The sequence below is a fragment of the Actinomadura rifamycini DSM 43936 genome (assembly GCF_000425065.1).
Lineage (GTDB): Bacteria > Actinomycetota > Actinomycetes > Streptosporangiales > Streptosporangiaceae > Spirillospora > Spirillospora rifamycini.
This window is the reverse complement of sequence record NZ_AULB01000024.1, coordinates 83,005-96,934: the sequence shown is the minus strand read 5'-3', so window position 1 is coordinate 96,934 and position 13,930 is coordinate 83,005. Positions and strand designations below refer to the sequence as shown.

The 13,930-nt window shown below is 74.5% G+C and carries 10 protein-coding genes; 8 read left to right on the top strand and 2 right to left on the bottom strand.

Annotation, left to right across the window (positions count from 1 at the left end):
• The first annotated feature begins 10 nt into the window (after nt 1–10).
• Nucleotides 11–898 carry a class I SAM-dependent methyltransferase gene (locus H505_RS0123110; protein WP_026403872.1) on the top strand — a complete coding sequence of 296 codons (888 nt, stop codon included), beginning with the start codon at nt 11–13 and terminating at the stop codon, nt 896–898.
• Between the two features lie 89 nt (nt 899–987).
• On the opposite strand, the gene H505_RS0123105 is transcribed toward H505_RS0123110, so the two are convergent.
• A complete protein-coding gene (locus tag H505_RS0123105) occupies nt 988–2,079 on the bottom strand; it encodes a PQQ-dependent sugar dehydrogenase (protein WP_026403871.1) in 1,092 nt (363 codons plus the stop codon).
• A gap of 417 nt (nt 2,080–2,496) precedes the next feature.
• Between H505_RS0123105 and H505_RS0123100 the strand changes: the two genes are divergently transcribed.
• From H505_RS0123100 to ilvC, 4 genes are all read left to right on the top strand, one after another.
• A complete protein-coding gene (locus H505_RS0123100) occupies nt 2,497–5,340 on the top strand; it encodes a putative bifunctional diguanylate cyclase/phosphodiesterase (RefSeq protein ID WP_026403870.1) in 2,844 nt (947 codons plus the stop codon).
• Nucleotides 5,341–5,457: 117 nt separating this feature from the next.
• The gene (locus H505_RS0123095) at nt 5,458–7,329 is read left to right on the top strand and encodes an acetolactate synthase large subunit (protein ID WP_267898539.1); all 1,872 of its coding nucleotides are present in this window, start codon (nt 5,458–5,460) and stop codon (nt 7,327–7,329) included.
• Nucleotides 7,330–7,334: 5 nt separating this feature from the next.
• A complete protein-coding gene (ilvN, locus tag H505_RS0123090; RefSeq protein WP_026403868.1) occupies nt 7,335–7,859 on the top strand; it encodes an acetolactate synthase small subunit in 525 nt (174 codons plus the stop codon).
• A 45-nt stretch (nt 7,860–7,904) separates the two neighbouring features.
• Nucleotides 7,905–8,888: a ketol-acid reductoisomerase gene (gene ilvC / locus H505_RS0123085; protein WP_026403867.1), complete on the top strand. Its 984-nt coding sequence runs from the start codon at nt 7,905–7,907 to the stop codon at nt 8,886–8,888.
• A gap of 126 nt (nt 8,889–9,014) precedes the next feature.
• Here the strand turns inward: ilvC and H505_RS43850 are convergent, their stop codons facing one another.
• The gene (locus H505_RS43850) at nt 9,015–9,824 is read right to left on the bottom strand and encodes a hypothetical protein (protein ID WP_233617550.1); all 810 of its coding nucleotides are present in this window, start codon (nt 9,822–9,824) and stop codon (nt 9,015–9,017) included.
• A 141-nt stretch (nt 9,825–9,965) separates the two neighbouring features.
• On the opposite strand from H505_RS43850, the gene H505_RS0123075 reads away from it, so the two are divergent.
• The 3 genes from H505_RS0123075 to H505_RS43845 are packed head-to-tail and all read left to right on the top strand — an operon-like array spanning nt 9,966 to nt 13,908.
• Complete coding sequence (locus H505_RS0123075) at nt 9,966–10,577, top strand: PadR family transcriptional regulator (protein ID WP_026403866.1); 612 nt, start codon at nt 9,966–9,968, stop codon at nt 10,575–10,577.
• Nucleotides 10,574–11,290 carry an ABC transporter ATP-binding protein gene (locus H505_RS0123070; protein ID WP_026403865.1) on the top strand — a complete coding sequence of 239 codons (717 nt, stop codon included), beginning with the start codon at nt 10,574–10,576 and terminating at the stop codon, nt 11,288–11,290. Before H505_RS0123075 ends, H505_RS0123070 begins: the two co-directional genes overlap by 4 nt.
• Nucleotides 11,287–13,908, top strand: coding sequence for an FtsX-like permease family protein (locus H505_RS43845; protein WP_034519391.1), 2,622 nt, complete (start codon nt 11,287–11,289; stop codon nt 13,906–13,908). The genes H505_RS0123070 and H505_RS43845 overlap by 4 nt, the downstream gene beginning before the upstream one ends.
• Nucleotides 13,909–13,930 lie beyond the last annotated feature (22 nt).

Here is a 13,930-nt window from a genome sequence, read left to right as displayed (position 1 = left end):
CGTCGCGCGTGTGATCCATCAGCACCCGCTGGCCTACCTGCTCGGCATCGAGGGCCTCGCCCTCCTGCGCGCGTTCACCGGCGAGCACGACCGCGCGTTCGTCGAGGCGCGCCTCGACGAGGTCCGGCGCCTGCTGGACGACCCGTCCCTGCGGCACGCCGTGGACGCCGAGCGCGTCGACGTCGTGGACGGCTACCGCTCCTGGGCGCCCGCCTACGACGAGGGCGCCAACGCCGCGTTCGACGTCGAGGCACCCGTCCTGGCGGAGATCCTGGACACGATCCCGCCGGGCGTCGCCCTCGACGCCGCCTGCGGCACCGGCCGCCACACCTCGCTCCTCGCCCGCCGCGGCCACCGCCCCATCGGCGTGGACGCGTCGCCGGACATGCTCGCCCGGGCCCGCGCCCGCGTCCCGGAAGCGCGCTTCGTCCGCGGCGACCTGCACCGCCTGCCGGTGCGGGACGCCTCGGTGGACCTGGTCGTGACCGGGCTCGCCCTCATGCACGTCCCGGACATCGCCCCGGTGCTGGCCGAGTTCGCGCGCGTGCTGCGTCCGGGCGGCGACCTGGTGGTCTCGGACGTGCACCCGGACCACGTCGCGCGGGGCTCGGTCCCGCCCGTCCGGGACGCCGAGGGCCGGCCCGGACGCCTGGTGGCGCACCGGCACACGGTGGGCGACCATGTCCGCGCCGCGCTCGGCGCGGGCCTGGAGGTCCGCCGCTGCGAGGAGCCCGTGCCGCCCGCCCCGCCGCGACCGGAGGGCCCGCCCCCGGCCGGTCCGGGCCCGTGGGACGTGTGGCCGTGGTCCCTCGCGCCGCTCGTCCCGGACGCCGCGGCCGCCGCGGCGGCCGGCGTCCCGGCGATCCTGCTCCTCCACCACCGCCGCCCCGCCTCCTGACGGTGCGGGACGGCCGCGGCCGCGGGATCGGCGGTTTCGGGCGGTGGATACCTCGGCGATGGGATCGTCCGCAATGGGGGTTCCGCGGATTATGGGAGTGGGACGGTGAGGATTCGGTCGTCCGAATCCGCGGGGTCGCCGCGACCGTCGCGGTTGCTCGTGGTGACCCAGAGGGTGCCGTCCGGGGCCCGGACGGCCGCCCGCAGGCGGCCGTACTCGCCCCGCAGGCGGGCGCGGGGCTCCCCGGCGCCGCCGTCCGCCAGCGGGACCTCCCAGAGGCGCTCGCCCGCGAGCGCGGCGGCCCACAGGGAGCCGTTCGCGTAGGCGAGGCCGGACGGGGACGCCTCGTCGGTCGTCCAGGTGACGAGGGGGTCGACGAACTCGTCGTCGGGCGAGCCCTCGCCCTCGACCTCGGGCCAGCCGTAGTTGCCGCCCTTCTCGATCAGGTTCACCTCGTCGAACTCGTTCTGGCCGAACTCGGTGGCGTAGAGGCGCTTCCGGTCGTCCCACGCGATGCCCTGCACGTTGCGGTGGCCGTAGGACCAGACGCGGTTGCCGAACGGGTTGCCGGGGGCCGGGGCGCCCTCGGGGGTGACGCGGAGGATCTTGCCGCCGAGGGAGTCGCGGTCCTGCGCGAGGGACGGGTCGCCGACCTCGCCGGTCGTGACGTAGAGCATGCCGTCGGGGCCGAACGCGAGGCGTCCGCCGTTGTGGTTCGAGCCCTTCGGGATGCCGGTGACGACCGGCTGCGGGTCGCCGAGCCGTCGTCCGTCGTAGGCGGCCCGGACGACGCGGTTGTCGTCGGCCGCGGTGTAGTACAGGTAGACGAGGCGGTCGTCGTCGAACGCGGGGGACACGGCGACGCCGAGCAGGCCGCCCTCGCCGAGCGGGTCGACGCCCGGGACCGTGGCGACGGCCGAGGTCTCGCCGGACGGGGCGACGCGCAGGAGCCGGGCGCTCTGCCGTTCGGTGACGAGGGCGTCGCCGCCGGGCAGGAACGCCACGGCCCACGGCACCTCGAGGTCCGTCGCCACGGGGCGGACGGACCCCGCCGGGGCGGACGGACCGGGCGGCGGGCTCGCGGAGCCGCCGGAGCCGCCGGAGCCGCCGCCCGAGGAGCAGGCGGCCAGGGCGAGCACGGTCGCCAGGACGGCCGCCGGGACGGTCGGGTGCTTGCGCATGATGGGCCTCCCGCGTCCCAGGATGGCACGACCGGGGCGAGCCGGACACGGAAATGGTCACTGTGCGTGATGCGGGGCATCGGTGACGATCGTGTTTCGGTCTCCTCAAACGTGTTCTTCACATGGTGCTTCGCCGCGCTTCGTCGCCGGGTGGACGCACTCCCTCAATCGCTCCGTGACCTACGGAACGTACATTGGGCGTCACGGTGATCCCGCATCGCAGCGACGGAGCTGATCTCCGGCCGGCGCAGCCGACACGCTCGCCGCCGGCCCCGCGCCGACCCTGCGCGGGGGCACGATCCTCGACCCTCCAGGCGTTATCGGGCCGGTGAGGGTGCGGACCCCGAATTCCCCGGCGCGCTGCGGTCGCGCGCCCGGACCGAGCGCTCCAGGCGGGGCGGGAAGGGACACGGCGCGATGAGCGGCGAGAACGCCACGCGGATGCCGCCGCGTGCCCTGCCGGTCGTCATCGCCGCGATCGTCGGCGTGCTGTACGCCGTCGGCTCGCTGGCGGGCTGGGGCGGCACGGCGTTCATCACGTGGGCCGAGGCGGGCGCGGCGGGCGCCGCGGCGGTCTCCCTGCTGGCGTCGGCCGGACGGCCCCGCGGCGGGGACGGCGACGGCGCGAGCGGCCTGCGGCGGCTGTCGGCGGGCGGGATCTGGCGGGCGTCCATGCGCTGGTACGGCATCGCCGCGTCGTGCTGGTTCCTCGGCGCGGTCGGCAGCGCCCTCGCCGACTACGCGAGCCGCAGCGCGCTGTCCCTGTCGGTACCGGACCTGTTCTACCTGCTCGCCGTGGTCGCGCTGGTCGTGGGGCTGGTCGTCCCGGTGAGCCCGCCGCGGGACGTGGGGACGTGGCTGCGGTACGCGGCCGACACGTACGTGTGCGTCTGCGGGCTGTTCGTCCTCGGCTGGGTCGCGGTCTTCAGCACCCTGTACCACCGGTCGGGGGAGACGCCGACCGAGTTCCTGCTCGAACTGCTGTACCCGCTGATCGACATCGCGCTGGTGTGCGGGGCGCTGCCGTTCGTGCTGGGGGCGGCGCGGGGGCACCGCCGGCCCGCCTGGATGGGGTACGGCGCGCTGGCGGCGTTCGCGATCGCCGACATCGTGACGACGTTCGTCCGGCTGCACGGCGGCGCGCCCGCCGAGGACCCCGCCGACATCCTGCGGCTCGCCGGGCTGCTGCTGCTGATGCTCGTCCCGTGGACGGAGCCGGTGCCGGAGCCGACCGACGACCTCCCACCGGACGCCGACGTGGCGCGGGCGGACGACTCCGGGGCGCGGCGCGGCCGGATGATCGGCCCCGGGATCGCCCCGGCGGCGGTCGCCGCGGCGGCCGCGCTGTTCATCGCGGGCCACACGCTGACCGGGCGGCACGGGATGGAGCCGGTCGTGCCGCTCGTGGCGGGGTCGGCGACGCTGGTGCTGCTGGCGCGGCTGGCGGCGCTGCTGCGCGAGAACGACCGGCTGCGCCGGGAGGTCGAGGCGGGCGAGCAGCACTTCCGCGCCCTGTCGGAGAGCATCGACGACGCCGTCCTGATCTGCGACCTGGACGCCACCGTGCAGTACGCGAGCGCGGGCGCCCTGCGGACGTACCACTACGGGGCCGACGAGCTGGTCGGCCGGCCGCTGCTCGACCTCGTCCACCCGGAGGACCTGCCGCGGCTGGAGGAGGTCTTCACCGAGTTCCTGGAGGCCGAGGACGGGTTCCTCGGCGAGGACGTCCTGCGCATCTCGTGCCGGGTCCGCGCGGCCGACGGCACGTGGCTGCCGACGGAGTCGACGGTGTCGCGCTACAGCGGCGGGTCGTCCGGGCGGCTGCTGGTGACGACCCGCGACCTCAGCGAGCAGGCGGCGCTGCAGCGGCAGGTCGCGCACCTGACGTTCCACGACGGCCTCACCGGGCTGCCGAACCGGTCGTTCTTCGAGGAGCGGACCCGGGAGCTGCTGTCCCGGCAGCGGTCCGGCGACAAGATCGCGGTGGTGTTCGTCGACCTGGACGGCTTCACCGACGTGAACGACTCGGCGGGGCACGCGGCGGGCGACCAGGTACTGGCGCAGGCCGCGCGGCGGCTGCGCGGCAACGTGCTGGCCGACGACACGGTGGCGCGCTGGGGCGGCGACGAGTTCGCGGTGCTGGTGCAGCTCCCGTCGGACGAGCGGGAGACGCAGGCGACCGTCGAGCTGGCGGGGCGGCTGCTGCGGGTGCTGTCGGCCGACCCGTACCAGGTCGGCGGCAAGCAGATCGCGCTGACCGCGAGCGTCGGGATCGCGTTCGCCGGGGACGACGAGCGGCCGCCCGGCCGCGGCGCCGACCCGGGGCGGCTCGTCCGGCGCAGCGCCGCGGACCTGCTGCGCAACGGCGACCTGGCGATGGCGCGCGCCAAGGAGATGGGCGGCGGCCGGGTCGAGGTGTACGCGCCGCACATGCACGCCGACGTCGTCCGGCGGCTGGAGCTGGGCAGCGACCTGCAGCGGGCGCTGGCCGAGGAGCAGTTCGCGGTGGAGTTCCAGCCGGTGGTGGACCTCGCGACGTCCCGGGTGACGGGCGTGGAGGCGCTGCTGCGCTGGTGGCGGGGGAGCGAGGCGGTGCCGCCGGAGGAGTTCATCGGCCCGGCCGAGGAGGCGGGGCTGATGCTGCCGCTCGGCGACTGGGTGCTGCGGGAGGCGTGCCGGGAGGTGGCCCGCTGGCGGGCGGACTCGTGGGACGTCGGCCTGTCGGTGAACTTCACCGCCCGGCAGATCGGCGCGCCCCGGTTCGTGGAGACGGTCGCGGCGGTGCTGGAGGAGTCGGGCCTGCCGCCGCACGCCCTCACGCTGGAGGTGCGGGAGGAGGTGCTGGTCGACGACGGGACGAACGTGGAGCGGCTGGAGGCGCTCCGCGACCTCGGCGTCCGGCTGGCGATCGACGACTTCGGCACCGGCTACGCGTCGCTGGCGTACCTCGGGCGGCTCCCGGTGGACGTCATCAAGATCGACCCGTCGTTCGTCGCGGGGCTCGGCACGGACGAGACGAGCACGCTGCTCACCCGCACGATCGTCCGGCTGGGCAGCGACCTCGGGCTGACGGTGGTGGCGGAGGGCATCGAGCGGCCCGAGCAGCTCGAGCTGCTGCGGGAGATGGGCTGCCCGCGCGGGCAGGGGTTCCTGGTGGCGCGGCCGATGGCGGCGGGGCGGGTCGAGTCGCTCGTCCGGACGAACCTGGCGGGCGGCGGGGACGACGTCAGCGGTGAGATCCCGCTGCCGCTGCCGGGGTGAACCCCGCCACATTCCGTCTCATATGGTGAGACAATGTGTTCACGGATTTGACCGGCGGGCGCACATCGGCGAAAGTGGGGCCCGTGCAGAGCATCTCCACCATCATCCTCGTAGTACTTGGTCGGCGCGCAGGCTGACCGAGTCCTAACGTCCTGCGCGCCTCCCCTCGACCGCCATACGGCGGCGGGGGTTTTTTGTTGCCCGGCGAGCCCAGTCTCTCTCCCCAAGGAACCGCAGATCATGACGACCGAACAGATGACGGGAGCCCAGGCGCTGGTGCGCGCACTGGAGAACGTCGGCGTCGACACCGTGTTCGGCATCCCGGGTGGCGCGATCCTCCCGGCCTACGACCCGCTCTTCGACTCCGCGAAGCTCCGCCACATCCTCGTCCGGCACGAGCAGGGCGCCGGACACGCCGCCCAGGGCTACGCGATGGTGACCGGCAAGGTGGGGGTCTGCATGGCCACCAGCGGGCCCGGCGCCACCAACCTCGTCACCGCGATCTCCGACGCCTACATGGACTCCGTGCCGATGGTGGCGATCACCGGACAGGTCGCGACGTCGCTGATCGGGACCGACGGGTTCCAGGAGGCCGACATCGCCGGCATCACGATGCCGATCACCAAGCACAACTTCCTGGTCACCGACGCCCGCGACATCGGCCGCACGATCGCCGAGGCGTTCCACATCGCGAGCACCGGCCGCCCCGGGCCCGTCCTGGTCGACATCGCGAAGGACGCGCTGCAGGCGACCGTCGGGTTCGAGTGGCCCGTCGCCCTCCAGCTCCCCGGGTACCGGCCCGTCACCCGGCCGCACTCCAAGCAGGTCCGCGAGGCGGCACGGCTGATCGTCGAGTCGAAGCGCCCGGTGCTGTACGTCGGCGGCGGCGTCCTGAAGGCGGGCGCGTCCGCCGAGCTGAAGGTGCTGACGGAGCTGACCGGCGCGCCGGTCGTCACCACGCTGATGGCGAAGGGCGCGCTGCCCGACAGCCACCCGCAGCACATGGGCATGCCCGGCATGCACGGCGGCGTCGGCGCCGTCGGCGCCCTGCAGCGCGCCGACCTGCTGGTCACCCTCGGCGCCCGCTTCGACGACCGCGTCACCGGCAAGCTCGACGGGTTCGCGCCGCACGCCAAGGTCGTCCACGCCGACATCGACCCCGCCGAGATCTCCAAGAACCGGCACGCCGACGTCCCGATCGTCGGGGACGCGCGCGAGGTCATCGCCGACCTGATCGTCGCCGTGCAGAACGAGCACGCGGCGGGCAAGACCGGCGACTACGCCGACTGGTGGCGGCAGCTCGACGCGTGGCGCGAGACCTACCCGCTCGGGTACGACGCCCCCGCGGACGGGTCGCTGTCGCCGCAGCAGGTCATCGAGCGGATCGGGCAGATGGTCGGGCCGGACGCCTACTACGTCGCGGGCGTCGGCCAGCACCAGATGTGGGCCGCGCAGTTCATCAAGTACGAGCGGCCCGGCGCCTTCCTCAACTCCGGCGGCGCGGGCACGATGGGCTACGCCGTCCCGGCCGCGATGGGCGCCAAGGTCGGCGCGCCCGACACGCAGGTGTGGGCGATCGACGGCGACGGCTGCTTCCAGATGACCAACCAGGAGCTCGCCACCTGCGCCATCGAGGGCATCCCCGTGAAGATCGCGGTGATCAACAACGGTAACCTCGGCATGGTCCGGCAGTGGCAGACGCTCTTCTACAACGAGCGCTACTCCAACACGAACCTGCACGCCGCGAAGCGGATTCCGGACTTCGTGAAGCTCGCGGAGGCGTACGGTTGCGTGGGGCTGCGCTGCGAGCGGGCGGAGGACGTCGACGCCGTCATCACCAAGGCGATGGAGATCAACGACGCGCCCGTCGTGATCGACTTCGTGGTGCACCAGGACGCCATGGTCTGGCCCATGGTCGCCGCCGGCACGACCAACGACGACATCAAGATCGCCAGGGACATGGCCCCCGACTGGGAGAACGGAGACTGACCCCGATGAGCCTGCACACCCTCTCGGTGCTGGTGGAGAACAAGCCCGGCATCCTCGCGCGGGTCGCGGCGCTGTTCTCCCGGCGCGGCTTCAACATCGAGTCGCTCGCGGTCGGCGTCACCGAGCACCCCGACATCTCCCGGATGACGATCGTCGTCAACGTCGAGAGCCTGCCGCTGGAGCAGGTCACCAAGCAGCTCAACAAGCTGATCAACGTGCTGAAGATCGTCGAGCTGGACCAGTCGGCGTCCGTCCAGCGCGAGCTCGTCCTGGTCAAGGTGCGCGCCGACGCCGAGACCCGGTCGCAGGTCCTGGAGACCGTGAACCTGTTCCGCGCCAAGGTCGTGGACGTCGCCCCGGACGCGGTGACGATCGAGGCCACCGGCAACCGCGACAAGCTCGACGCCTTCATCCGCGTCCTCGAGCCGTTCGGCATCAAGGAGCTGGTGCAGTCCGGCATGGTGGCCATCGGGCGCGGCGCGCGCTCCATCACCGACCGCTCGCTGCGGGCCATCGAGCGCAGCGCGTGACCATAGAAAACCGACACTCTGAAAGGCAGCAGCACTGTGGCTGAGATGTTCTACGACGACGCCGCCGACCTGAGCGTGATCCAGGGCCGGCACGTGGCGATCATCGGCTACGGCAGCCAGGGGCACGCGCACGCGCTCTCCCTGCGCGACTCCGGCGTCGACGTCCGGGTCGGGCTCCGCGAGGGGTCCCCCAGCCGGGAGAAGGCGGAGGCCGAGGGCCTGCGCGTCGTCACCCCGGCGGAGGCGGCCGAGGAGGCCGACCTCATCATGCTGCTGGCTCCCGACCACCACCACCGGGAGATCTTCGAGAAGGACATCAAGCCCGCGCTCGTCGAGGGCGACGCGCTGTTCTTCGGCCACGGCTTCAGCATCCGCTACGACCTGGTCCAGCCGCCGGAGGGCGTGGACGTGGCGATGGTCGCGCCGAAGGGCCCCGGCCACCTCGTCCGCCGCCAGTTCGTCGCGGGCCGCGGCGTCCCGGTGATCGTCGCGGTGGAGAAGGACGCGTCCGGCAACGCCTGGCCGCTGGCCCTCGCCTACGCCAAGGCCATCGGCGGCCTGCGCGCGGGCGGCATCAAGACGACCTTCACCGAGGAGACCGAGACCGACCTGTTCGGCGAGCAGGCCGTGCTGTGCGGCGGCGCGTCCGAGCTGGTGAAGGCCGGGTTCGAGGTGCTGACCGAGGCCGGCTACCAGCCGGAGGTCGCCTACTTCGAGGTCCTGCACGAGCTGAAGCTGATCGTCGACCTCATGTACGAGGGCGGCATCTCCAAGATGTACTGGTCGGTGTCCGACAACGCCGAGTACGGCGGCTACCGCAGCGGCCCGCGCGTGATCACGCCGGAGACCAAGGCCGCGATGAAGAAGATCCTCGGCGAGATCCAGTCCGGCGAGTACGCCAAGGAGCTGGTGGACGAGTTCGAGAGCGGCCAGAAGAAGTTCAGCGAGTACCGCGAGAAGATGGCCGAGCACCCGGTCGAGAAGACGGGCGCCGAGCTGCGCCCGATGATGAGCTGGCTGAACGACTGAGCCGGCCGGCCGGGCCGGCCGGTGCGGCCGCGCGGCCGCACCGGCGAACGACCGAGCCGACGCCCGGACGGTGGCGTCGGCTCGGTCTGTTCCGGGCCCGGCGCGTCTTCCGGGCGGGGCGGTGCGTCAGCGCAGCAGGCGCCGCAGCAGCCGGGTGACCGGCGACAGGTTCTCCTGATCGCGGCCGACCACCAGCGCGAGGTAGCCGCCGCGGGTGAAGTAGAGGGTGACGTCCTTCGCCCCGACCGCCCGCCGCTGCGGGCCCGTCCGGACGCCGTCGGGCCGGACGGCCCCGAACCGCGCCTCCCGCCGGACGCCGAGGGCCGTCGCCGCGATGTGCACGTCGTACCGTCCGGGCTCGATCGCGGCCGGGTCGGCGAGCAGCTCGAAACCGCCGGGGACGCCGGTCCGCGGGGCGGTGGGGAGGCGGTGCTCGCGGCCGGTGGTGCGCTCCCGCAGCAGGATCTCGGCGGACGAGCGGTCGGTCGCGACGCGCTGCAGCCGGGCGGCGCCGCGGAGCCGCACCCGGCGGCCCTGCCAGTCGGCGCCGTCGAGCCGGTGGTCGACGCCGACCTCGCCGGTGATGTCGACGTCCTGCCGGGGGACGCCGCGCAGGAACGGGTACATCGCGTAGATCCGGCCGCCGACCACCACCGCGCCCGCCGGGCCGCCCTCCACCTCGTCGCGGATCAGCCGCTCCAGTTCGTCGAGCAGGTCGTGCTGGACGCAGAACGCGCGCAGCCGCGCCGACGCGGGCAGCCCCGCGCGGACGACGTCGTCGAGCCCGTCCGGGCCGATCAACCGGCGGGTGCCCTCGACGAGCCGGGCGCGCTGCATGGGGTCGAGCTCCAGGAACCGGTGGTCGTACACGCGCAGGACATCGCGCAGGACGCTGATCGAGACATCGGTCGGGACGCTGATGCTGTCGGACGTCACGGTGCCCTCTCCTGATCGCCGGGAACTTCGGTCACGGTAAGCCACCGTTCGGTTTCGCACAGTAAAAATCTCAGGACCCTATCTCCCCGGATGCATACTCGGTATTGCCTAAGGCATACGCGGTATGCATACTTCGTAGGCATGTCGATCCGTCATGGCCTCCTGGCACTGCTGTCCCAGGGGCCCCGCTACGGCTACCAGCTGCGCACCGAGTTCGAGACGTCCACGGGCGCGACCTGGCCCCTCAACATCGGCCAGGTGTACTCCACCCTCTCCCGCCTGGAACGGGACGAGATGGTCACCCGCGTCGGCGCCGACGACGAGGGCCGGTTCGTCTACCGGATCACCCCGGCGGGCGCGGACGAGGTGCGGCGCTGGTTCGCCACTCCCGTCGCCCGCGCCGACCGGCCCCGCGACGAACTCGCGATCAAGCTGGCGATGGCCGTCACCGCGCCCGGCGTGGACGTCCGGGGGGTCGTGCAGGCCCAGCGCACCGCGACGCTGCGCTCGCTGCAGGACCTCACCCGCCTCAAGGCCGAGCCGCCCGCCGAGGACCCCGGCCAGAGCGACCACGCCTGGCGGCTCGTCCTCGAATCCATGATCTTCCAGGCGGAGGCGGAGGTCCGCTGGCTCGACCACTGCGAGGCGTACGTCGCCCGCGCCGTCCCGTCCGTCCCGCCCGCCGGGCCCGCCGAGCCCGCGCCGGACGCGGCCGACGCCGGCCCGTCCGTCCAGGGGAAGGCGCGCCGGTGAGCGTCCTGTCCATGCGGGGCGTGACCCGCGACCACGGGACGGGCGCCGCGCTCGTCCACGCGCTGGCCGACGTCGACCTGGACGTCGCCGAGGGCGAGTTCGTCGCGGTGATGGGCCCGTCCGGCTCCGGCAAGACGACCCTGCTCACGCTCGCGGGCGGGCTCGACGCGCCGAGCGCCGGGCAGATCCTCGTCGCGGGCGCCGACCTCGCCCGGCTGAAGGCGTCCGGACGGTCGGCGCTGCGCCGCCGCGGCATCGGGTACGTCTTCCAGAACCTCAACCTCATCCCCGGCCTCACCGCCGCCGAGAACGTCATGCTGCCCCGCGAACTGGACGGCGTCCGCACGCGCCGGGCCCGCGCGGAGGCCCGCGCCGCGCTGGCGGAGGTCGGCGTCACCGACCTCGCCGACCGGTACCCCGACGAGATGTCCGGCGGCCAGCAGCAGCGCGTCGCGATCGCCCGCGCGCTCGTCGGCGACCGGCGGCTCGTCCTGGCCGACGAGCCGACCGGCGCGCTCGACAGCCGCACCGGCGACGACGTCATGCGCGTCCTGCGGCAGCGCTGCGACGCGGGCGCGGCCTGCCTGATGGTCACCCACGAGTCGAGGCACGCCGCCTGGGCCGACCGGGTGGTGTTCCTGCGGGACGGCCGCGTCGTCGACGCCACGCCGTCCCGCGTCGGCCCCGAGTCCCTGCTGCGGGAGGTGCCGTGAGCCCGGTCAGGGCCGCGCTGCGCATCGCGTGGCGGGACGCGCTGCGCGCCAAGGGGCGTACGGCCCTCATCATGTGCATGGTCGGCCTGCCCGTCGCGGCCGTCGTGGCGCTCGGCGCGGTCTGGCAGACCTCGGGGTGGTCGCCGCGCGAGTCGCTGCCGCACGAACTCGGCACGGCCGACGCCCGCCTGGCCGGCGTCGCGCACGGGCCGGTCGAGCAGCACCCCCTCCTCCCCGATTACATGGTGAAGAAGAGGCAGGACGAGCCCGACACGGAGCGGAGCCGGACGACGGCGGAGATCACGCGCGCGGTCACCGCCGTGTACGGCCCGGACGCCCGGGTCCTGCCGATCGACCGCGCCTCGACGACCTGGCTCCGGACGCCGCGCGGCTTCCTGTTCACCGACCTCGTCCAGGTCGACCTGCGCGACCCCCTGGCCCGCGGGATCCTCGACGTCACCGCCGGACGGGCGCCCGGCGCGGCGGAGGAGGTCGCGCTCACGGAGGGGCTCGCGGACCGCTTCCCGCTCGGTTCGACCGTCCAGATCGACCGCGAGGGCACCGCGAAGCGCGTCGTCGGGCACGTGCGCGATCCCCGGTCGCCCGACCGGCGCGTCGCGGTCGTCCTGCCCGGCGCGGTCCCAGGCGCCGGGGAGGCGGGGACGGAGTGGCTGATCGGCACCGGCCGTCCGGTCACGTGGAAGGACGTCACCGGGTTCAACCGGGACGGCATCACGGTGCTGTCCCGCGCGGTGGTGGAGGACCCGCCGCCCGCGTCGGCGGTGTCGCCCGAACTCTCGGTCGACAGCAACATGGACGACCCCGCCACCATCGCGACCGTCGCGCTGGCCGTCGCGATGATCCTCCTCGAGATCGTCCTGCTGGCCGGCCCCGCGTTCGCCGTCGACGTCCGCCGGCGGCGGCGCCTGCTCGCGCTGCTCGCGGTCACCGGCGCCGGCCCCCGGCACCTGACGACCGTGGTCCTCGCGGGCGGGCTCGTGCTCGGCGGGGCGGGCGCGCTGGCCGGGACGCTGGTCGGCCTCGCCGTCACGGCGGCGGCCCGCGCGATCGTCAACGCGGCGGGCGGCACGGCGTGGGGCCCGTTCGAGGCGCCGTGGCCCGCGGTCGTGGCGACGGCGCTGCTCGGCGCCGCCAGCGGCCTGGTCGCCGCGTACGTCCCGGCCCGGCAGGCCGCCCGGATGGACGTCGTCGCCGCGCTCGCCGGCCGCCGCGACACGGGCGGCGCGCGGGGCCGCCGCGGCCGCCCGATCGCGGGCGCCGTCCTGGTGGGGGCCGGAGCGCTCGGCAGCCTGGTGGGGGAGCGGACGTTCGGCGAGTTCGGGGCGGCCTTCGGCGCGGCCGCCGTCATCATCGGCGGCGTCCTGCTCGTCCCCTGGCTGGTCGGGGCGACGGGCAGGGGCTCCGGCCGGCTGCCGGTGCCGCTGCGCCTCGCCGTCCGGGACGGCGCCCGCAACCGCGCCCGCACCGCGCCCGCCGTCGCCGCGATCATGGCGGCGGTGGCCGGGGCGACCGCACTGGCCGTGGGCAACGCCTCCGACCTGCGGCAGGAGCGGATGGACTACACGCCGCTCTTTCCGGTCGGCTCGACACTGGTCACGCCGCCCCGGGAACAGGGCGACGCCGTCCGGACCGCGGTCGAGCGCGAACTGCCCGGCGTCCCACTGGTCGAACTGCGGACCCTGCCCGACGACGACTCGGTCTGTCCCGGCGCCTCCGACTGTCCCTCGGTGTCGTTCCGGACGGACCCGGTCCCCGGTGAGCGGTCGCTCGCCATGGGGCCCGTCGTCGGCGGAGCCGCCGAGGCGCGGATGCTGCTCGGCCGGACCGACCCCCGGGTCGAGGCGGCGCTGGCCGCCGGGAAGATCGTGCTGTTCGCCGCCCGTCCGCCCTCGGACGGGACGACGACGGCCACCGTCTCGGTGTGGCGCGACGGCCGGAGCACGGTCCGCGAGAAGGTGCGGGACCTGCCGGCGACCGCCGTCACGGAGAAGGCGCCCGTCGACGCCCTGGTGCCGCCGGCCGCCGCCGAGCGGATCGGGCTCTCCCCGCGGCTCACGGCGTTCGGGATCGACCGGGCCCGCCACCGGGTGACCGAGGCGGAGCAGGGCCGGCTGGCCGAGGTGGTCGCGGGCCTGGGCAAGGGCGACGCGGCCATCCACGAGACGGGCAACGTCCGGGTCGAACGCGGATTCAACCGCTCCGACGAACCGGTGATGCTGGCGCTGGCCGCCGCGGCGGCCGTCCTCGCCCTCGGCGGGGCGCTGATCGCGACCGGCCTGTCGGCCGCCGACGCCCGGCCCGACCTCGCCGTCCTCGCCGCGGTCGGCGCCCGGCCGCGCACCCGGCGGCTGCTGGCGGCGGGCCAGGCGGCGTACATCGCCGTGCTCGGCTGCTGGCTCGGGATCGCCGCCGGTCTCGTCCCCGGCATCGCCGCGTCCCGCTCGCTCACCGACACCGGGGCGGCGCACGGTACCGTCCTCGCCGTCCCCTGGGCGCTGCTCGCCGCGATCGGCGTCGGCATCCCGGTGCTCGTGGCCGCCGTGGCGGGGCTGTGCACCCGCTCGAAGCTCCCCATGACGCGCGTCACGGGCGAGTAGCCGCGCCGAGCGAAGCCACGGG